The sequence below is a fragment of the Cellulosimicrobium cellulans genome, from assembly GCF_016921195.1.
In the GTDB taxonomy this organism is placed as follows: domain Bacteria; phylum Actinomycetota; class Actinomycetes; order Actinomycetales; family Cellulomonadaceae; genus Cellulosimicrobium; species Cellulosimicrobium cellulans_F.
Map to the genome: position 1 here is coordinate 78737 of NZ_JAFGYF010000005.1, position 20261 is coordinate 98997.

Annotated in this window: 13 protein-coding genes; 5 read left to right on the forward strand and 8 right to left on the reverse strand. The window is 75.8% G+C overall.

What is annotated here, in order from left to right; all coding sequences use genetic code 11:
• Positions 1–37 precede the first annotated feature (37 nt).
• The 5 genes from JN535_RS12220 to JN535_RS12240 all read right to left on the reverse strand — a co-directional run bounded on the left by JN535_RS12220 (position 38) and on the right by JN535_RS12240 (position 10433).
• Positions 38–4378 carry an FtsK/SpoIIIE domain-containing protein gene (locus JN535_RS12220; protein ID WP_205205835.1) on the reverse strand — a complete coding sequence of 1447 codons (4341 nt, stop codon included), beginning with the start codon at positions 4376–4378 and terminating at the stop codon, positions 38–40.
• A 112-nt stretch (positions 4379–4490) separates the two neighbouring features.
• Positions 4491–7025 carry an ABC transporter permease gene (locus tag JN535_RS12225; protein ID WP_240201061.1) on the reverse strand — a complete coding sequence of 845 codons (2535 nt, stop codon included), beginning with the start codon at positions 7023–7025 and terminating at the stop codon, positions 4491–4493.
• Positions 7026–7048: 23 nt separating this feature from the next.
• Positions 7049–7873 carry an ABC transporter ATP-binding protein gene (locus JN535_RS12230; protein WP_205205837.1) on the reverse strand — a complete coding sequence of 275 codons (825 nt, stop codon included), beginning with the start codon at positions 7871–7873 and terminating at the stop codon, positions 7049–7051.
• Positions 7874–8122: 249 nt separating this feature from the next.
• Positions 8123–8857: a response regulator gene (locus JN535_RS12235; RefSeq protein WP_205205838.1), complete on the reverse strand. Its 735-nt coding sequence runs from the start codon at positions 8855–8857 to the stop codon at positions 8123–8125.
• Between the two features lie 55 nt (positions 8858–8912).
• The gene (locus JN535_RS12240) at positions 8913–10433 is read right to left on the reverse strand and encodes a sensor histidine kinase (RefSeq protein ID WP_205205839.1); all 1521 of its coding nucleotides are present in this window, start codon (positions 10431–10433) and stop codon (positions 8913–8915) included.
• A 105-nt stretch (positions 10434–10538) separates the two neighbouring features.
• On the opposite strand from JN535_RS12240, the gene JN535_RS12245 reads away from it, so the two are divergent.
• Together JN535_RS12245 and JN535_RS12250 are read left to right on the forward strand one after the other, a co-directional pair.
• Positions 10539–11222 carry a response regulator transcription factor gene (locus tag JN535_RS12245; protein ID WP_031316534.1) on the forward strand — a complete coding sequence of 228 codons (684 nt, stop codon included), beginning with the start codon at positions 10539–10541 and terminating at the stop codon, positions 11220–11222.
• 44 nt (positions 11223–11266) lie between these two features.
• Positions 11267–12601 carry an ATP-binding protein gene (locus tag JN535_RS12250; RefSeq protein WP_205205840.1) on the forward strand — a complete coding sequence of 445 codons (1335 nt, stop codon included), beginning with the start codon at positions 11267–11269 and terminating at the stop codon, positions 12599–12601.
• A 30-nt stretch (positions 12602–12631) separates the two neighbouring features.
• Here the strand turns inward: JN535_RS12250 and JN535_RS12255 are convergent, their stop codons facing one another.
• Positions 12632–13156, reverse strand: coding sequence for a GtrA family protein (locus JN535_RS12255; RefSeq protein WP_307868649.1), 525 nt, complete (start codon positions 13154–13156; stop codon positions 12632–12634).
• A 138-nt stretch (positions 13157–13294) separates the two neighbouring features.
• Here JN535_RS12255 and JN535_RS12260 point away from each other — a divergent pair, with 138 nt between their 5' ends.
• The 3 genes from JN535_RS12260 to JN535_RS12270 all read left to right on the forward strand — a co-directional run bounded on the left by JN535_RS12260 (position 13295) and on the right by JN535_RS12270 (position 17351).
• Positions 13295–14548, forward strand: coding sequence for a 5-(carboxyamino)imidazole ribonucleotide synthase (locus JN535_RS12260; RefSeq protein WP_205205841.1), 1254 nt, complete (start codon positions 13295–13297; stop codon positions 14546–14548).
• Positions 14545–15084, forward strand: coding sequence for a 5-(carboxyamino)imidazole ribonucleotide mutase (purE, locus tag JN535_RS12265; RefSeq protein WP_205205842.1), 540 nt, complete (start codon positions 14545–14547; stop codon positions 15082–15084). The genes JN535_RS12260 and purE overlap by 4 nt, the downstream gene beginning before the upstream one ends.
• Positions 15085–15257: 173 nt before the next feature.
• The gene (locus JN535_RS12270) at positions 15258–17351 is read left to right on the forward strand and encodes an acyltransferase family protein (RefSeq protein WP_205205843.1); all 2094 of its coding nucleotides are present in this window, start codon (positions 15258–15260) and stop codon (positions 17349–17351) included.
• Positions 17352–17380: 29 nt separating this feature from the next.
• On the opposite strand, the gene JN535_RS12275 is transcribed toward JN535_RS12270, so the two are convergent.
• Complete coding sequence (locus JN535_RS12275; RefSeq protein ID WP_205205844.1) at positions 17381–18832, reverse strand: LCP family protein; 1452 nt, start codon at positions 18830–18832, stop codon at positions 17381–17383.
• A gap of 4 nt (positions 18833–18836) precedes the next feature.
• A complete protein-coding gene (locus tag JN535_RS12280) occupies positions 18837–20027 on the reverse strand; it encodes an LCP family protein (RefSeq protein ID WP_307868651.1) in 1191 nt (396 codons plus the stop codon).
• Positions 20028–20261 lie beyond the last annotated feature (234 nt).

The window sequence follows — 20261 nt, forward strand, 5'->3', positions numbered from 1 at the left end:
CACCAGGGCCGCGCCGGACACCCGGGCACCCGGTGCGTCACGCCTCATGCCCCGGCTGGGCGTGACCGGACGTCCCTGAGGCTCGACCGCCCGCCGAGGGCAGCGCGAGCTGCACCGGGGTGAGCCGGGCACCCTGGACGAGCACGCCGCGGCCGGGTCGCGGCCGCCCCGGCTCGGCGAGCCACTCGAGGCCACGACCGAACACCTCGGTGCTGCCGCGCTCACCCGGCGCCAGGACGATGCCGACGCGCACGCCGCGCAGGTCCGCGAGCGGGCCGCGCAGCGCCGACGCGGCTCCGCCGGTCGTCGCGGACGCGAGGAGCACGAGGCCGTCCCGGCAGGCCGCCGCGAGCCGTTCGCCCTCGACCACGCAGAGCTGGACGAGGAGGTCCAGGTCGTCGACCACGACCACGCCGGGCGGCACCGGCGGACCGTTCTCGCGCGCGTCCTCCTGCCCGGTCTCGCGCGTGCCGGCGGCGACGGCGTCGAGGAGCGCGCCGACGTCGGCCGGCGCGTACCGGCGGACCACGCGCGTCCGGGGTCCAGCGGCCGCGGCGAGCGCGTCGTCGCGAGCGACCACCGCACGCAGGGCGCCCGCGCGCGCGACGTGCCGCGCGAGCAGGGTCAGCGCGTTCGTGCGCCCCGAGCCCGGCGGGCCGACGACGAGCGCTCCGCCCGACACGTCCAGCGTGACCGTGGCGGCCGTGTCGCCGCCCCGCCCCACCGGGACGTGGAGCGCGTCCGACGTCGGGCGTGGACGGTCCGCCGCACGGAGCGGACCGGGATCCGCGAGGTCGGCGGGGACGACCCGCGCGGGCAGCGGCAGGAGTCGGAAGCCTCGGGGCCGCGCGTCTCGGTCCGGTGCGCCCGGCCCGGCGGCGGCCGGGAGCGGCGCCCTCCCGGGCGCGAGGCGCGGCGGCGGTTGCGCGGGGAGGGCGACCTGGCACAGGACCGGTTCGCCGGGACCGAGCCACACGGCGCGCCCCGCCGGACCTCCGCGCCCGGCGAGCGCCGAGGGCACGCCCAGCGCCACGTCGTCGTGACGGTCGCGCGAGACCATGACCGCGCGCACCCCGACCAGCGACGACAGCCCCGCCACCGCCGCGCTGCCGCACCCCACGGCGACCGCGGCGGGGCCGGCGAGCACGTCCGTGAGCGCGTCGGCGCCGGCACCGCCCGCCACCCCCGCGAGGACCGACCGCACGGCGTCGACGTCGTCCACGAGGAGGAGCACCCGGTCGGTCGGGTCGTCGGTCCCCGCGGGGCGCGCCTGGCCGTCGTCGTGACCGGCGAGCAGCCGCAGGAGGCGGACGAGACGGCGCGGGTCGTCGCGGTCGACGATCGTCCCCGCCCCCGGGTGGGTCGCGAGGTCCGCGAGCCCCGACCCGACGGCGTGGACCGTCCACCCGCGCGCGAGCGCGGCCCGTCCCACGGTCCGCAGCGCCGTCGTGCGGCCCGAGCGTGCGCGGCCCAGCACCGCGAGGTGCCCGTCGCGGGGGTCCCACCGGACGACGGTCCGGCGTTGCAGGTCGGGGTCGTCGCCGAGCGCCACGGGCAGCGCCGCCACCCCGGACAGCACCTCGTCACCCAAGGGGCCGGACCGACCGTCCCGCGGGCCCGCAGGGTCCTCCTGCGGGACACCGGCCCCGAGCTCGCCGTCATGCGCCGTCGCGCCCGCCGCGCGCGCGACGGCGGCGAGGTCGTCCTGCCCGACCCGGTCGGGCAGGGCGGGCAGCCACGGCGGCGGCCCCGGGCGCAGGCCGGCGCGCTCCGCGACGTCGCGGGCCGCGGCCACGATCCGGGGGAGCCGGTCGTCAGCGGGCCGAGCTGCTCCCGCGCCGGGCGCGTGGCAGTCGTCGTGCACGGGGGAGGGTTCGCGGTCGAGCCCTCGTGCGACGCCCCACGGAGGAGCGTCGCGTGCACCCGACGCCGAGGCGCGCGCCGGAGCCCCGGCCCGGGCGCACTGCACCGCGAGCGGAGGTTCGGCACCCCGGCGCAGGACGAGCCGCCCCGGCGCCGACGCCGGGACGAGCGCCGCCAGCGGAGACTCGACGACGTCGCGCGAGTCCGCGACGTCGACCACCCGCAGGGCGAGGCGCAGGGTGATGTTGGCCCGCACGTCGGCGCTCACCGCCCCGGCGGGCCGCTGCGTCGCCAGGACGAGGTGCACGCCGAGGGAGCGGCCCTGGGCGGCGACGCGCAGCAGGCCGGGCAGCAGGTCGGGCAGGTCGTCGGCGAGCGCACGGAACTCGTCCACCACGACGACGAGCCGTGGCAGCCGTCCTCGGGGGAGCTCGTCGACGCTGGTCGCGCCCGCCACGGCGAGCACGCGCTCGCGCCGCCGCAGCTCGGACCGCAGCCCGGCGAGCGCGCGACCGGCGAGGCCCGGGTCGAGGTCGGTCACCGTGCCCACGACGTGCGGCAGGAGACTGCACGCCCCGAAGCTCGCGCCGCCCTTGAAGTCGACGAGCGCGAACGACAGCTCCGCCGGCGAGCGCGCGAGCGCGAGCCCCGCGACGAGGGTCTGGAGGAGCTCCGACTTGCCCGCTCCCGTGGTCCCGGCGACGAGCACGTGCGGGCCGTCGCGGACGAGGTCGACCGTCACCGGTGCGCCCCCGGAGCCGACGCCGAGCACGACCCGCAGGCCGGTCCCGTCGCGCCGCGCCGCGTCCTGCCAGCGGGCGCCGACCCACGCGGCGAGGTCGTCCGGCTCCGTCGGCAGGCCGAGGAGGTCACCGAGCGCGACGTCGGCCGGCAGCGAGGGCGAGGTCGGGTCGCCGGGGTCGTGCCCGGCCGGGTCGGTGCCGCCGAGGCGGCCGAGGTGGTCCGCCGCCGCGAGCCGACGGGCGAGCGCGACGGCCCACTCCTCGCTCGCCCCGACGTGCTCGCGCTCGGTGCGCGCGTCGTCCGGGCCGGTGACCACGACGGTCGGGCCGGCCACGTCCACGACCGTCCGGCACCACGCCGGGACGCGGGCCACGTCGTCGAGCACGAGGAGCAGGTCGGTCCCCGCGGCCCTGAGCCGCTCCCAGGCCCGGGCGAGCTCGCCCGCGGGCGGCACCCCGTCGACGACGAGGACGGCGGCCGGGCCGGTCGGCGGTCGTGCGGCGTCCAGCGAGCCGACGGCGCCGGCGTGCGGTAGCCACCGGCACCAGGCCCAGTCGGCCGCGGCGTGCGGCGGGTGCCGGAACGTCGCCACGGCGCCCGCCGACAGGAGCTCCCCGAGCACGGCCCGCGCGGCGGCGAGCGCGAGGGCGCGGGGGCCGACGACGGCGACGCAGCCGTCGGGGAGCCGCACGGGCGCGACGGGTTCGACCGCGGCGCCGCTCGGGTCCACGCCCTGGACCGACCGTGCCCCGCCAGGCGGCGTGACGACCGGTGCGAGGCGGGCGACCGTCGCCCAGGTGAGCGCGTCCGCGGGCCGAGGGCACAACGGGTCGACGGGCGTCGTCGCTCGCGCGTCGTCGCCGCCCGGCGACCGCCTCACGTCGGAGCCCGGACCTCTGCGACCCCGGCGGGCCGCGCGGCGTCGGCGAGCCTCGACGAGCGCGGGGACGAGGAGCGCCAGCGGTCCGGCGAGGGCGAGCAGCGCGTACAGCGGCTGGCGGAACGTCACGGCGAGGGTGAGCGACGCGACCGCGGGCACGGCCGCCGTCGCGAGGTGGCCGGTGCTCGGCCGGCCCGGCGACGCGTCGACCGAGGCCGGGCCGACGGGGCCGGTGCGGGGACCGTGCACGAGGACGGGGCGCGGGCGCAGGGCATAGGCGCCGTGGGGCGTCACGAGGGCGTCGCCCGCGCGCCACCGCACCGTGCGCCACGAGGCGACCCGGCGACCGGCCCGGGCAGGTCGTGCGACGAGGACCGCCGCGTCGTCGGGCACGCGGCGGGTGCCGCGCGGCGCACGGACGCGGACCCGTGTGCCGCGGCGCGTGCCGCGTCGGCGGACGTCGAGCGCGTCGACCCGGGTGCGGCCCGTGCCGTCCGGGACGGCGACGAGCCGCCCCGCGTCCCCACCGGCGAGGACGGCCACGTGGAGCGGCGCGGCGAGCACGGCGTCCGGGCGGGCCGCTCCGGCGACCGGCCTCCCGTCGGCGGGCGCGACGGCGACCGTCGCCCCGGGGAGCAGGGGTCGGGTCCCGCAGCGCTGGTCGTCGTCGACCGGGACGCCGTCCACGAGCAGGGCGGCGGTGCGCAGCTCCGGGCGGCACACGAGCTCGGCGAGACCGGCGCGCACGTCGCCCAGGCGCGCCCCGGCCGGGAGCAGGACGTCCGTGGCCGGGTGCACCGTGACGCGCAGCCACGCCTCGCCCCGTGGCCCGGCGTGCTCGGGCGCGGACGGCGCGGGGCGGGTGACGCGGGACGGCGGGGCGGGCAGCACGCCGCGATGGTGCCCGACGAGGCGGCCTCCGCGCCCGGGGACGAGCGCGCCCCTGTGGACGGAGGTCCGTCCACAGGGGCGCGCGTCGGCCGTCAGGCGGACGGGTCGCGGCTCAGTCCACGGAGAGCGCCGCGACGGGCGACGTGCGGGCGGCCGTCCGGCCGGGCACGACGGACGCGACGAGCCCGGCGACGAGCGCGACGACGAGCACGAGCGCGACGTCCCGCCACGGCACCGCGAGCGACACGTCGCCCATGACGCTCAGCGCCGTCGCCGCCCCGGCCCAGCCGTACAGGACACCGAGCACGATGCCGAGGACCGCGCCCACGCCCGCGATGAGCATGCCCTCGATCGCCAGCATCCACCGCAGCTGGGCACGGCTGAGCCCGATCGCGCGCAGCGTCGCGGACTCGCGGCGCCGCTCGATGACGGAGAGCGAGAGCGTGTTCGCCACGCCGATGAGCGCGATGACGACCGCGACCGCGAGGAGCCCCACGATGACCCCGAGCACCGTGTCGATGACGCTCTGCATCGCCGCGCGCTCGACCGCGATGCCGGCGACCTCGACGGGCGTGTCCGACTCGACGATCGCGTCCTGGATCGCGGGCACGACCTGCGTCGCCGCGTCCGTGTCGTCGAGCCCGACCCACAGCCGGGACACGACGGCGTCCGGGTCCAGGGTCCGCGCGTCGTCCGCGTCGAGGAGCCAGCCGGACCCGATGGCACCGACGTGGGCGGTCGCCTCGAGGGTCGCCCCGTCCGGCCCGGTGAGCTCGAGCGTGTCGCCCTCCGCGACGTCCCAGGACTCGGCGTCCGCCTCGGGGACCATGACCGTGCCGGGGGCGAACGCCGCGAGCACGTCGGGCGTGCGCACGACGTCGCGCGCCTGGTCCGGGTCGACGCCGTGCATCGTCATCTCGGCGCCGTCGAGCAGCGTGACCGTGACCCCGGAGAGCTCGACGACGCGCGAGACGCCCTCGGTCCCCGCGACGGAGCGCACGACGTCGTCCGGCACGGCGTCGCCCGTCGACCCGTAGGCGTCCGTCGCGACGAGGACGTCGACGGGGTACTGGTCGTCGAGCGCCGCGTCGAGCGAGGTGCGGGCGCTCGCGGCGCCGGTCGACATCATCGCGACGAGCGTGACGCCGATGAGCAGCGCGGTGCTGGTCGCCGTGGTCCGGCGCGGGTTGCGCAGCGTGTTCGCGGTGGCGAGCCGCGCCGTCGACCCCGTGCCGGCGAGGAGCCGGCCCACGAAGGACACGACGCCCGGCAGCCAGTACACCGCGCCGACGAGCACGCCGACGAACGACAGGGCGCCGCCCGCGACGCCCGCGAGGAGCCCGATCTCGGGGTTGCCGGTGCTGCCGAGCCAGATGCCGCCCCCGAGGACCGCGAGGCCGCCGAGGGTGAGCAGGCTCGCGACCACGAGACGCACGCGGCCGCCGCCGCGCGAGAGGCTCGGCGCGTCGGCCGGGCGCAGCGCCTCGAGCGGAGCGACGCGCGTGGCGGCCCGCGCCGGGGCGAACGACGCGACGACCGTCACCAGCGTCCCCACGAGCAGCGGCACGAGGACGACCGCGGGCGTCACCGTGATCGTGGCCGGGATCGGCACGCCCAGGTCGGCGCCACGGGCCACGAGGAGCGCGACCTGCGTGAGGAGGCCGCCCAGCAGGATGCCGCCCACGGAGGACAGGACGCCGAGGATCGTCGCCTCGGTCAGGACCGACCGGGCGAGCTGCGACCGGTTGGCGCCGACGGCCCGCAGGAGGGCGAGGGTGCGCGTGCGCTGGGCGACGAGCACCTGGAACGTGTTCGCGATGACGAGCGCCGCGACGAGCAGCGCGACCGCGGCGAACCCGAGGATGACGTAGGTGAAGACGTCCTGGTCGCCGGTCATCTTGCGGGCCTGCGCCTGGGCGTGCTCGTCGGGCGTCACGGCCTGGGCCTCGTCCGGGGACGCGGCGACGAGGGCCGTGCGCGCGGACTCGAGGTCGGTGCCCGGCGCGAGGCCGACCATCGCCGCGGAGTAGGTGCGCTCGGGGTCGTCCGGCGCGGTCTGCGCCGACTCCCACGCGGACACGTCCTCGGCCGTGACGACGACGGCTCCGCCCATCTGGGCGTACGCGCCGTAGGGGTCGTCGGTCGTCCCGACGACGGTCAGCTCGTCGCGGACCTCCTCGTACGCGCCGCCGTCGGGCGCGGCGTCGTCCCACACGTTGCGCGAGCTCGTGACGGTGTCGCCGATGTCGACGCCGAGGCGCTCGGCCACGGCGGTCGGCAGGGAGACCTGCCCGCTCGCCGTCGGCATCGACCCCTCGACGACCTCGAGCGCCTCGAAGCGCGGGTCGGAGGGTGCGGGGACGCCGAGCTGGAACACGCGCTTCGCGCCGTGCGACAGGTCGAGGTAGGTGAACTGGACCGCGTCCACCGCGTCGACGCCCGGGACCGAGCGCAGGGCGTCCACGTCGGACGCCGTGAGGTCGCTCGGCGCGGAGACGACGAGGTCCGCGTCCGCGAACTGCGCCGCGATCGAGTCGTTCGTGGTCTGGGTGATGACGTTGCCCGCGATCAGGGTCGCCGTGACGAACGCCGTCCCGATGACGATCGCGACGCCGGCCGCGACGAGGCGGCCGATGCTGCGGCGCATCTGCGCCAGGGTGAGGCGGAGCATCAGGCGCGCACCGCCTGCGACGCCGTGGGGGCGGAGCCGTCGGCGCCCGGCGCCTCGAGCGTGCGCAGGGCGTCGAGCCCGGCGAGCACCGACTCGGGCGTCGGGTCGCTGATGTCGCCCGCGATCCTCCCGTCGGCGATGAGCACGACGCGGTCCGCGTAGGCGGCCGCGGTCGGGTCGTGCGTGACCATGATGATCGTGCGGCCGAGCTCACGGACCGACCGGCGCAGGAAGCTCAGCACCTCCGCGCCCGAGCGCGAGTCCAGGTTGCCCGTCGGCTCGTCGGCGAAGACGACCTCGGGCCCGGCGATGAGGGCGCGCGCGATGGCGACGCGCTGCTGCTGCCCGCCGGACAGCTCGCTCGGCCGGTGGTTCAGCCGCGCCTCGAGGCCGAGCGTCCGGACCAGCGTGTCGAACCACGCGCGGTCGACCTTGCCGCCCGCGAGCTCGACGGGGAGCGCGATGTTCTGCTCCGCCGTGAACATGGGCAGGAGGTTGAACGACTGGAACACGAAGCCCACCCGGTCGCGGCGCAGCTGCGTCAGCGCGTTGTCGTTCAGGCCCGTGACCTCGGTGTCGCCGATGAAGGCGTGCCCGCTCGTCGCGGTGTCCAGCCCCGCGAGCAGGTGCATGAGCGTCGACTTGCCCGAGCCCGAGGGGCCCATGATGGCCGTGAAGTGGCCGCGCTCGAAGTCCACGTCCACGCCGTCGAGGGCGTGCACCGCCGCCTCGCCCGTGCCGTAGGTCTTGCGCAGCGAGCGGGCCCGGACCGCGGGCGGGCCGGCGGGGGCGGGGTCGGTGGGGCGGTACACGGTCGTGTCCACGTCATCTCCTGAGTACGTCGTCGAGGGTCGTCGTCGGGTCCGTCGCGCGCTCGCACCGACCAGGTCGGAGGCGTGCGTCGGGATCGTGGACGACGCTACGGACCGGGCACGCCCCGCCGCGTCCGGCGAGGGTCGGGTCCTGCACGGGAGGCGGGTCATCCCGTGGTCGTACCCGACCCGCGCCGAGGGCTGACACGACGGCGCCCCACGGGTCCGGGACCGGTGGGGCGCCGTCGGGGGGCAGGGGAGTCAGGCGCCCGGCCGGACCAGCCCCGTCTCGTAGGCCGTGACGACCGCCTGGACGCGGTCGCGCGCGCCGAGCTTGGCGAGGATGCGGCCGACGTGCGTCTTGACCGTGGCCTCGGCGACGAACAGGTCGCTCGCGATCTCGGTGTTGGACCGGCCGCGCGCCATGAGGACGAGCACCTCGCGCTCGCGCTCGGTGAGGCCCTCGACGGCGGCGTGCGCGGGGGAGTCCTCGACCTGCTCGGCGGGCAGCGCGGTCACCAGGTGCTCGAGCAGGCGCCGCGTGGACGAGGGCGCGATGACGGCGTCGCCGCGGTGCACCGTGCGGATCGCGGCGAGCATCTCCTCGGGCGGCGCGTCCTTGAGCAGGAACCCGCTCGCGCCGGAGCGGATGGCCTCGAGCACGTACTCGTCGAGGTCGAACGTGGTGAGGACGATGACCTTGGGCGCGTGCCCGCCGTCGGCCGCCGCGGCCGTGAGCCGGGCCGTCGTCTGGAGCCCGTCGAGGTGCGGCATGCGGACGTCCATGAGTACGACGTCGACCGGGTGGTCGGCGAGCAGGCGCAGGGCCTGCAGCCCGTCGCCCGCCTCGACCGCGACCGTGAGGTCCGGCTGCGAGTCGATGACCATGCGGAAGCCCGCGCGCACGAGCTGCTGGTCGTCGACGAGCGCGATGCGCACGGGCTCGTGCGGCTCCGGAGCGTACGCGTCGTCGTGGGCGGGGAGGGCGTCGGTCATGGTGTCCTGTCGGTCCGAGCGGCTACGGGCGGTGCGGGTCGCGGGGCGGCGGTGGTCAGGCGGGCGGCGGTGGGGGCGGGGCAGCCGCGCCGGCCGGCGCCGTCCGGCCGGGCCCCATCCTGCCCGACGGTGCGGGTGCGGGTGGCGGCACCGGGCGCGCCGGGCCGGGCGTCGGTGCCGCGACGGGCGGGGGCGTACCACCGGGGGCCGGGGGGACCGGGATGCGCAGGTGCACCCGGAAACCCCCGCCCGCGCGCGGCCCCACCTGCACGGACCCGCCGAAGAGCGCGGCCCGCTCGCGCATCCCCAGCACGCCGTAGCCGCCGGGCCGCGCGTCCTGGTGAGCCTCGGCGGCGGTCGACGCGCCGCGACCGTCGTCCTCGACCTCCAGGTCGAGCGTGGTGGCCCCCCACCGCACGACGACGGTGACCTCGGGGTCCGGGCCCGCGTGCTTGAGCACGTTGGTGAGCGCCTCCTGGCACACGCGGTAGACCGTGAGGCCGGCCCCGGGCGGCAGCGGGCGCGACTGCCCGACGCGGACGAACGACACGCGCATGCCGCTGTCGCGGACCTGGGCGACGAGCGCCTCGAGGTCGGCGGTGTCCGGCTGCGGGGCTCGCTCGAGCGCCGTCGTCGCACCGCTCGGCGGCGCCTGCTGCTCGGACGCGCTCGGCCCGTAGGGGGAGCCCGTGGCCGCGCTGCCGGCTCCTCGCCCCGCGGGGAGCGCGAGCGTCCCTCCGGGCCCGACGGCGGCCCCCGGCGGCACGACGACGCGCGGCGGCTCGGAGCGGAGGACGCCGAGGAGCCGGCGCATGTCCGCCAGCGCCGTGCGCCCCGTCTCGGACACGGTCGCGAGCGCGCGCGTCGCGGCGTCCGGGTCGTGCGCGGCGGCGTACCGCCCGCCGTCGGCCTGGGCGATGATGACGGACAGGGAGTGGGCGACGATGTCGTGCATCTCCCGCGCGATGCGGGCCCGCTCCGCGGCGGTCGCGATCTGCGCCTGCTGGTCGCGCTCGACCTCGAGCCGTTCCGCGCGGTCGACGAGCGCGGCGATCGTCTCGCGGCGGGAGCGGCGCACGAGGCCGAACGCCCAGACCGCGAGGAAGGTCATGCCACCGAACGCGGACGTGAAGAAGACCATCGTCGCGAGGTCGGTGAGGCGACCGGACAGCAGGCCGAGCGCGATCCCGAGGACGACCGCTCCGACGAGGGAGGACACGATAGCCGTCCGGTGCGCCCAGCGCGGGCCGTAGACCGTGACGGAGTAGAGCGCGACGAGCACCGCGAAGTCGGCGGGGAAGATCAGGAGGTAGCCCGCGAGCAGGTGGACGAGCGCGACGGAGTACACCGTGATCGCGGAGGCCAGCGGGCGCGCGCGACGCCACGGGAGGGGAGCGAGCAGGAGCGCGGCCCAGAACGCCGCCCAGCCGCCGCTCGTGCCGATCCCGCTCGCGCCGGCCGCCGAGAACGCCGCCGACGCGGGCACGAAGACCACCGCGAGGACGAGCGTGACGGTGAGGTCCACACCGAACCGGTGCTCGTCGGACCACTGCCCGAGGCGCTCGTACCATCCCATGCCTTCCAGCCTAGGCAGGGGGCGGTCGCAGGGCGTCCCACCACGGTCGCAGAGATCACGGGACACGATGGGACCGAAGTCGTACTGATGCCCTAGCATGAGCGAATGACCCACGTACTGCTAGCGGAGGACGACCCGGCGATTGCCGAACCTTTGGCGCGCGCACTGACACGTGAGGGTTACAACGTCGTCGTCCAAGGAACTGGTCAAGGGGCGATCGACTCCGCGAGCGGTGCGGACATCGTGGTGCTCGATCTGGGCCTTCCGGACATGGACGGCCTCGACGTCGCGCGCGAGATCCGGCACAAGGGTCTGACCACCCCTGTGCTCGTGCTCACGGCCCGGGCCGACGAGGTGGACCTCGTCGTGGGCCTCGACGCCGGCGCCGACGACTACGTCACGAAGCCGTTCCGGCTCGCCGAGCTGCTCGCCCGGGTGCGGGCCCTGCTCCGCCGCTCGCACGGCGAGCAGGTGGACGAGGAGGAGCTCGCCGCGCAGGACGTGCGCATCGACGTCTCCGCGCACCGCGCCTTCCAGGGCGAGCGCGAGCTGCACCTGACCACCAAGGAGTTCGAGCTGCTGCGCGTGCTCGTGGCGAGCGCGGGGTCCGTCGTCGTGCGCGACGCCCTCATGCGCGACGTGTGGGGCTCCGAGCCGGTCGGCTCGACGAAGACGCTCGACATGCACGTGTCGTGGCTGCGCCGCAAGCTCGGTGACGACGCGAACGCGCCGCGGTACATCTCGACGGTCCGGGGGCTCGGGTTCCGCTTCGAGACCGGCGAGAGCTGACCGGCCCCGACCGGGGGACGAGGACACGGGGAGCGAGGAGCAGCGTGCGGCGTCGGATGCTGCAGGCCACGGTGGCGGCCGTGGCCGTCGCCGTCATCCTCCTCGGGTTCCCGCTCGCGTTCTACGGTGCGCGGTTCGTGCTCCAGGGCGAGGTCGACGACGTCACGTCGCGCGTCGAGCGCCTCGCCCGGTCGATCGACGCCCGGCTCGCCGCCGGCGACGAGATCCCGGACTACGTCATCGAGGACGCGGTCCAGCCCCGCGCGAGCGACCCGGCGGCCCAGGTCTACGTCACGCTGCCCGACGGCACCGTGCTCACCGCCGGCCCGGAGGTCACCGGACGCGGGATCGAGCAGCCCCTGCACTCCGAGTCGGGTGCGCTCGTCACCCTCACCGTCTCGTACTGGGACGCCTACCTCCAGGCCGCGCAGGTCGTGCTCCTCGTCGTGGCCGCCGCCATCGTCGCGTTCGCGGCGGGCATCGGCATGGCCGTGTGGCAGGCCAACCGCATCGCCGCGCCCCTCGTCTACCTCGCGGCCTCCGCCGAGCAGCTCGGCTCGGGACAGGTGCGCCCGCGGCTCGAGCCGTCGGGGGTCGAGGAGATCGACCTCGTCGCCGCCGAGCTCGCCCGCAGCTCCGACCGGCTCGCGGGGCGCCTCGCGGCGGAGCGCCAGTTCGCCGCCGACGCGTCCCACCAGCTCCGCACGCCGCTCACCGCGCTGAGCATGCGGCTCGAGGAGATCTCGATGGCCTCGGACGACCCGGCCGTGCAGGAGGAGGCCCGGATCTCGCTCGAGCAGGTCGAGCGCCTGGTCGGCGTCGTCGACGACCTCCTGGCGTCCTCGCGTCGCGCGCAGGGCGGGACGACGGAGGCCGTGAACCTGCTCGAGGTCGTGCACCAGCAGGAGGAGGAGTGGGTCCCGACGTTCGCCAAGGCGGGGCGCGAGCTCGTCGTCGACGTCCCCGCGGAGTACCAGGTGCTCGCGACGCCCGGGGCGCTCGCGCAGGTCCTGGCGACCCTCATCGAGAACTCCCTCAAGCACGGCGGCGGCACGACGACGGTCCGCGCGCGCCCGTCGGGCACGAGCGGCGCGATCGTCACGGAGGTGTCGGACGAGGGCGCCGGCGTCCCGGACGATCTGGCGCCGCGCATCTTCGAGCGGGAGGTGACCTCGGGTGCCGGGACCGGCCTCGGGCTCGCGCTCGCTCGTGACCTCGCGGCGTCCGACGGCGGTCGGCTCGAGCTCGCGCAGCGCCGTCCGGCCGTGTTCGCGCTCTTCCTCGCAGGTGTGCCGCGGCGCCTGGACCCGCGCGTCGTCCTGCCGACGGGGGTCGCGGTCTCCGCGCACGGTCGGCGTCGGCGCCGCCGCCGCGGCTGACGTCACGCCGCGGACGCTGCGCCGGACCTCTCAGCGTGCCGTGGCGTCCTGGGGTGCGGTGGGGGCGCCCTCCGCACGGTCGCCCGTGAACACGAGGCGTCGGTAGGCGACGTAGCGGAACGCGGTGCCGAGCGCGAGCCCGACGACGTTCGCGGAGACGTTCTTGGCGAGCGGGGACGTGAGGCCGAGCGCGTACGTGGAGATCGCGAGGCAGCCGACCGCGATGAGCATGCCGCCCACGTTGACGACGACGAAGGCCGCGAGCTCGCGACCGCGCGCCTGCGTGCGGCGCGCGGAGAACGTCCAGTAGCGGTTGCCGACCCACGCGACGAGCGTCGCGACCGCGACCGACACGATCTTCGCGGTGAGCGGCTTGTGCCCGAGGACCTCTCCCGGCCCGAAGCTGAGCAGGTTGAACAGGCCCAGGTCGACCACGTAGGCGACCGCGCCGACGGATCCGAACTTGGCCAGCTCCCGCACCCGGGCGAGCGCGCGCTCGCGTCGCGGCAGGGCCGCCGCGGAGGCCTCGGCTCGCCGGTCCAGGTCGCTCGTCACCCCCCGAGGCTACCGGCCGCTCCTGAGCGTCGCCCGGGTGCCGGGGGGCGGCCACCGGGTCGCGGGGCCGAGGAGCCGACGGTCCGGAGTCCGGGCGACGCGCGGGCACGCGCCGCCCAGGCACTAGGGTGGGTGCACGTGGCAGCCCCAGTGATCGCCGTGGTCGGCGGAGGACAGCTCGCACGCATGATGGCCCCCGCGGCCGGAGAGCTCGGCGTGCACCTGCGCGTGCTCGTCGAGGCCCCGGACTCGTCCGCGGCCCAGGTCGTGGTCGACGCCCCCGTGGGCGTCGCGTCCGACGAGGCCGCGATCCGCTCGCTCATCGCCCCTGCGGGCGCCACCCCGGCGGACGTGCTGACCTTCGAGCACGAGCACGTCCCGAACGCGCTGCTCACCGACCTCCTCGAGCACGGCACGCCCGTGCGTCCCGGTCCGGACGCGCTCGTGCACGCGCAGGACAAGATCGTCATGCGGCGCCGGCTCACCGAGCTCGGCGTGCCGTGCCCGCGCTGGGCAGCGCTCGCCACCGCGCCCGACGCCGCCCGCGCGTCTCTCGCGGAGTTCCTCGCCGACGTCGGGGGCGAGGCCGTCGTGAAGACGGCGCGCGGCGGGTACGACGGCAAGGGCGTGCGCGTCGTGTCGGTCGCCGAGGGCGGTGCCGAGCAGGTCGCGGAGTGGATCGAGGCGGCCGCCGCGGACGGCCCCGAGCTGCTCGTCGAGGAGAAGGTGCCCTTCACGCGCGAGCTCGCGGTGCTCGTCGCACGCCGTCCGTCCGGCGGACCCGACGGTCGCGGCGAGGTCCGCACCTGGCCCGTGGTGGAGTCGATCCAGCGCGACGGCGTGTGCGCCGAGGTGATCGCTCCCGCGCCCGGGCTCACCGACGCCGAGGCGGAGCGCGCGCGCGAGGTCGCGGTGCGGATCGCGGAGGGGCTCGACGTCACGGGCGTCCTCGCGGTCGAGATGTTCGAGGCCGCGGGTCCGGACGGGCCGCGCGTGCTGGTCAACGAGCTCGCGATGCGTCCCCACAACTCCGGCCACTGGACCATCGACGGCGCGGTGACGAGCCAGTTCGAGCAGCACCTGCGCGCGGTGCTGGACCTCCCGCTCGGCGACACGACGGCCACGGCGCCCTGGACCGTGATGGCGAACGTGCTCGGGTCGACGCTCGCCGAGCTCACCGACGCCCTGCCCGCCGTCCTCGCCGCCTTCCCCGACGCGAAGGTCAACCTGTACGGCAAGGGCGTGCGCCCCGGGCGCAAGCTCGGGCACGTGAACGTGAGCGGCGACGACCTGGACGAGGTCCGGCGTCGGGCCCTGGCCGCGGCCGCGATCCTGCGGGGCGAGCGTCTCGCGAGCACAGACGAGGCCACCGAGAACGAGGAGCGAGCATGAGCGAGAACCCTGTCGTCGGCATCGTCATGGGGTCGGACTCCGACTGGCCCGTCATGGAGGCCGCGGCCGACGCCCTCGCCGAGTTCGGCGTGCCCGTCGAGGTCGACGTCGTCTCCGCCCACCGCATGCCTGTCGAGATGATCGAGTACGGCCGCACCGCCGCCGAGCGCGGTCTGCGCGTGATCGTCGCGGGCGCCGGCGGAGCGGCGCACCTGCCGGGCATGCTCGCCGCCGTGACGCCGCTGCCCGTGATCGGCGTCCCCGTGCCGCTGCGCCACCTCGACGGCATGGACTCGCTCCTGTCGATCGTGCAGATGCCCGCGGGCGTGCCCGTCGCGACGGTCTCCGTCGGCGGGGCGCGCAACGCGGGTCTGCTCGCCGCGCGCATCCTCGCGGCCGGCACGGACGACGACGCCGCGCGCCTGCGGGACAAGATGGTCGCCTTCCAGGCGGACCTGGGCGACCAGGCGCGCGCGAAGGGTGCACGCCTGCGCGCGTCGCGGTCCGGGGAGCAGCGCACCGGCTTCGGCGCCTGACGACCGAGCAACCGGTCGTGTGCACGTCGGCCGTCGTTCACCGGCCGTCTGCCGCGCGGTCATCGCGGCGACCTACCGTGTCGGCCCGTGAGACCACCCCGGTACGAGCAGGTCTGCCCGCGACAGGGTGAGGTCGACCACCGCCCCGGCGGGGAGCGGTCATGGTGCTCCACGTGAGCGTCACGTCCGCTCCGCGCCATGCCCGCCCCGACGTCCGGACCGGGGTCCCGAGCGCGGGCCCGGCCGTCCGCCGCGCCGACCTCGACGGGCTGAGGGCGCTCGCCGTCCTGATCGTCGCCGTCTACCACGTCTGGGTGCACCGCGTCTCTGGAGGAGTCGACGTCTTCCTCCTCCTCTCCGGGTTCTTCGTCGGGGGCGCTCTCCTGAGGTCCTTCGAGCGAGGCGCACCACCTGATCTGCGCCGGTACCTCCCACGGCTCGCGCGCAGGCTTCTCCCGACGTTGCTGGTCGTCGTCGCGGCCGTGCTCGTGGCCTCGGCGCTCCTTCTGCCCCGGACCCGATGGGACGACGTGGCGTCGGAGTCGTTGGCGTCGCTCGCCCATCTCGAGAACTGGTGGCTCGCCGGCTCGGGGCAGGCCTACGGCGCGGCGGACGTGACGCAGAGCCCGCTCCAGCACGTCTGGTCGCTGTCGGTGCAGGGCCAGCTCTACGTCGGGGTCCCGCTGCTCCTGCTAGCCGTGTGGCGGCTCGCCGGTCGAGCTGGTGCGATCGACAGGTCGCGGGTGGTCCTAGCCGTCGTCGTCACCGCAGCGGTCGCGTCCTTCGTGTACGCCGCAGTCTCGGTAGCAGCCCGTCCGCAGACCGCGTACTACGACACCGCCGCGCGGGCGTGGGAGTATCTGCTGGGCGCCGTGCTGGCGGTCGCGCTCGTCCGGGCCCGCACGCCGCGGCCTCGGACCGGGCTCGTCGGCTGGGTCGGCGTCACCGTCGTGCTCCTCTCCGGAGTGATCGTGGACGGCGGGGCGTCGTTTCCCGGCCCGGCGGCTCTCGTCCCCCTCGCGGGCGCGAGCCTCGTGATGCTCGCGGGTGCCGGGACCGGGGCGTCGACCGGTGTGACGCGCCTCCTCGCGTGGGGGCCGTTGTCGCGGGCGGGGTCCTACGCCTACGCCTTCTACCTCTGGCACTGGCCCGTGCTGGTCATGGTGGTCGTGCTTCGGGACCGGCCCGTCGGCTGGCTCGCAGGCGCCGGAGTTCTCGTCCTCTCGGCGCTGCTCGCGATCGGGACGAAGCACTTGATCGAGGACCCGTGGCGGGACGCCGCGCGCGTCGGGCACCGTCGAGCGGTCGCGCGGCCACGGCGCCCGCTCGCCGCCATCGCGGCGGTGACGGTCGTCGTCGTGCCCCTGGCGTGGCTCGGCTACGTCGCGTCGGTCCGCGCGGACGTCGGCGAGGGCGGCGGAGATCTGCGCACGCATCCGGGTGCGATGAGCGTCGTCGAGCCGTTCCTCTATGCGACGGACGAGTCTGTGGCCCCGATCCCCGACGTGCTCGCGGCGGGGGAGGACAAGGTCCGTGCCGTGTTCGACGGGTGCGGGACTCCCGGCGGGGACGCCAGCGTGACGGTGTGCTCCTACGGTGACCTGGACGCGGACCGGGTCATCATGGTGGCTGGTGGCTCCCACGCCGAGCAGTGGATCGACGCGGTCGCGGCGGTCGGCGAAGAACGAGGGTTCCGCGTGGACTCGATGATCCGCTGGGGCTGTTCATTGTTCGACGGCACCGACGGGATGGAGATCTGGGTCGAGGCGGACCCGACGTGCGGCGACTGGACCCAGAACGCCCTCGAAGAACTCGAGGAGAGGAAGCCCGACGTGGTCCTGACGACCTCGACCCGTCCGGCAGGAGACGGTGCCACGACCCGGGAGATCGTGCCGGGGGCCTACGTCGCGGCGTGGGAGCGGCTCAACCGCGCAGGGATCACCGTCGTCGGCCTCCGCGACAACCCCTGGCTCGCGTCGTCGGCGCTCGAGTGCCTCGCGTCGGCGAGCGAGATCACCGAGTGTGCGGTGGAGCGCGCCGACGTCCTCGACGAGGTCGACCCGACGTCCCTGGTCCGGCTGGCGGACGCAGGGGCGGACGTGCGGTTCCTCGACCTCGACGACCTCCTGTGCCCGGAGGAGACGTGCCCCTTCGTCCAAGGCGGCCGCGTCGTCTACCGAGACGACCACCACCTGACGCGGACGTACACGATGTCGACCGTCCCGGTGCTCGACGAACGGCTCGGCCCTCTTCTCGACTGGTGGTGAGGGGTGGCGGCCCACGCCGCTGGCGATCGTCAGCCTGTCGGGAGCCCGCCGACCTGTCCGGGCGACAGGTTGCCGTCACGGATGTCGACCCAGAACTGGCCGACGGTATCGGGGTCCAGCTGCACGGTCGACCCCACGTTGCCGCCCGGGCGGTAGTCGGGGTTCGAGATCGGCGGTGTGCCCGTGATGCCGTCGGGACCGTTGGCCTTGCGGAACGCGAGCGCGAGCTTGCCCAGGTCGATGATGCCGGTGCTCTGGTCGACCGTGAGGGATCCGAGACCCGAGTCCAGCAGCGAGACCTGGTCGCCCGGGCGGAACAGGATGCTCGGGTTCGCCGCCTTCGAGCTGATGGCGCCGATCACCTGGCGCTGGCGCTCGGCGCGTCCGATGTCACCCTTCGGGTCGGAGTAGCGCATTCGCGAGAACGCGAGCGCGGTGTGGCCGTCGGCGACGTGGCACCCGGCCGTCCAGACGAGCTCGCTCCTCGGGTCGTTCACGTCGTAGTCGAGGCACAGCTCGACGCCGCCGACGGCGTCGACGATGCCCTCGACCCCGCCGAACCCGACCTCGACGTAGTGGTCGACCGTGAGGCCGGTGAGCTGCTCGACGGTCTGCACGAGCAGCGGCGGGCCGCCCCACGAGTAGGCCGAGTTGAGCTTGCTCGCGCCGTTGCCGGGGATCTCCGCGTAGGTGTCGCGCGGCAGGCTGATGAGCGCGACCGGACCGCTGGGCGGGGCGTGCAGGAGCATGATCGTGTCCGTGCGCGCGCCCTCGGTGCCGTCCTCGCTGATGCCCTCGCCGCGCGCGTCCGAGCCGGCGAGGAGGTAGGTGTTCCCGGGTGTGCCGGGCGCGCCGGAGAGGGCCTCGACGTGCTGGATCTTGCCGTTCGCCCAGATGAGCAGGCCCACCGGCCAGGCGAGGAGCGCGACGATCACGACGCAGGCGACGAGCCCGACCACGCGGCCCTTGCGGACGCGGAAGCCGCCCCCGCCGGTCCGCGGTGCGGCCGGGCCCGACGGCGGTCGACCGCCCCGGTCTCCCGGCCCGCCCGTGCGTGGGCGCGGGGACGCGTTCGGGCGGCTCCGCGGCGTCGTCGGCACGGCCTGGGCACCCGCGCGAGGCGCGGACGAGACGCGCGGGGGAGTCGACGCTGCTTGTCCGGGCTGGCGCGCCGGAGCGACGGACGGGGGGAGGCCCGACGCCGCCGAGCTCGTCCGCGCGCGCGGGCTGCGGGCGGGAGGTGCGGGCGGGGGCGTGCCCTTGCGTGCAGGGGTCACGGGGATCTCGCGCGACGACTGGCGCTTGATGCGCGGCTCGAGCCGCACGGCGTCGTCGGGGGCGGAGGGACGGGGTCGCGCCTGGGCACGTCCGCTGTTGCCCACCGCGATCGCGTCGTCGACCGACGACGGCCGCGGGGCGCGGCCGCCCTGCGGCGTGAAGCTGGGAGGGAGCGACCGGGGGTCGCGCGACGGGTCGGTCATGGCGTCACCCGCACTGCGCGGTCTCGTCGGCGGCGGAGAACGCCTCCTTGCCGGCTTCCTTCGTCTGCACCGGGGCGGGCTCCGAGGACGCGTGGTCCGGCGGCACGTCTGCGCTCTCCCCGGCCTGTGACGGCGGCTCCGTGGCCTCGACCGCGCCGTCGGGTCCGCCAGTCTCGTCGGCGGCGGGTGCGGGCGCGACGATCGGCTCGTCGGCGCGCACCTTCGCCCACAGCTCGTCGGCCTCTGACGTCCAGACGACCTTCGCGTCGGGGTCCTGCGGGTCCGGCGCGTTCGGAACGGTCATGAAGGTGATGTTGCCACTGGTCGCGCCCTTGAGGCTGAAGGCGAGCCCGGCGAGGCTCGGGATCGACGAGAGGTTGTCGCTCATGGTGAGCGACTTGGTGCCCGCGTCGACGAACCCGTAGATCTGACCGAGGTCCGAGAGCACGTTCTTCGAGAGAACCTGATTCACCGTCGCGGCGAGGAGCTGCTGCTGACGGCCGATGCGGCTGAGGTCCGACCCGTCGCCCACGCCGTAGCGGGCGCGCGCGAACCCGAGCGCCTGGGCACCGTCCAGCGTCTGCCAGCCCGCGGCGAGCTGGAGGTCCGCCTTGGGCGAGTCGATCGCCTCCGGGATGCAGATGGGGACGCCCCCGATCGCCGTGACCATGTTCTGGAAGCCGGCGAAGTCGACCACGACGAAGCCGTCGACGAACACGTCGGTGAGGCTCTCGACCGTCTGCACCGTGCACGCGGCGGCGGAATCGACGTCGCCGCCGACAGTCGCGCCGTTCGCGAACGCCGCGTTGAAGCGCGTGTTCACGGGTGCGGTGGTCTTGCCGTTCGTCATGTGGCAGACGGGGACGTCCACGCGTGAGTCTCGCGGGATCGAGATCATCTCGACCCTGGAACGATCGGCGGAGACGTGCATGAGGATCGTGGTGTCCGAGCGCATCCCCTCGACGCCCGCGACCTCGTGGCCGTTCTCGCCCCCGCGCTCGTCCGAGCCCATCACGAGGATGTTGAGCGGCTTGCCGGCGTTGGGGTCGCTCGGGTTCGGGGTGGACTGCTCAGGTCGGTCCGTGACGAGCTCGAGTGCGTTCGACGAGGCGATGTTGCTCTGCATTTTCGACAGCGTCGACGCGCCCCCGATCGCGCCGAAGGTGACGACGGCGGTGGCCACGAGGCTGGCCACGCGGGCGACGCTGTAGCGCCGCAGCGCACGCGCGTGCGCAGGCCCGCGCGACGGCCGGGAGGCCGCCACGGCACGGCTGCGGGCACGGGCGGGTGACGTCACGAGAGTCGAGCATAGGCGCGGCGTGCGGCATCGCGGCGACCGGCGAGCGAGCGCCGCGTGGAGGAGTTGTGACGGCTCGTCCTCTTGGTGCGACACGTCCGTCCGACGCGGGTGGCTCCGCAGTCGGGCGTG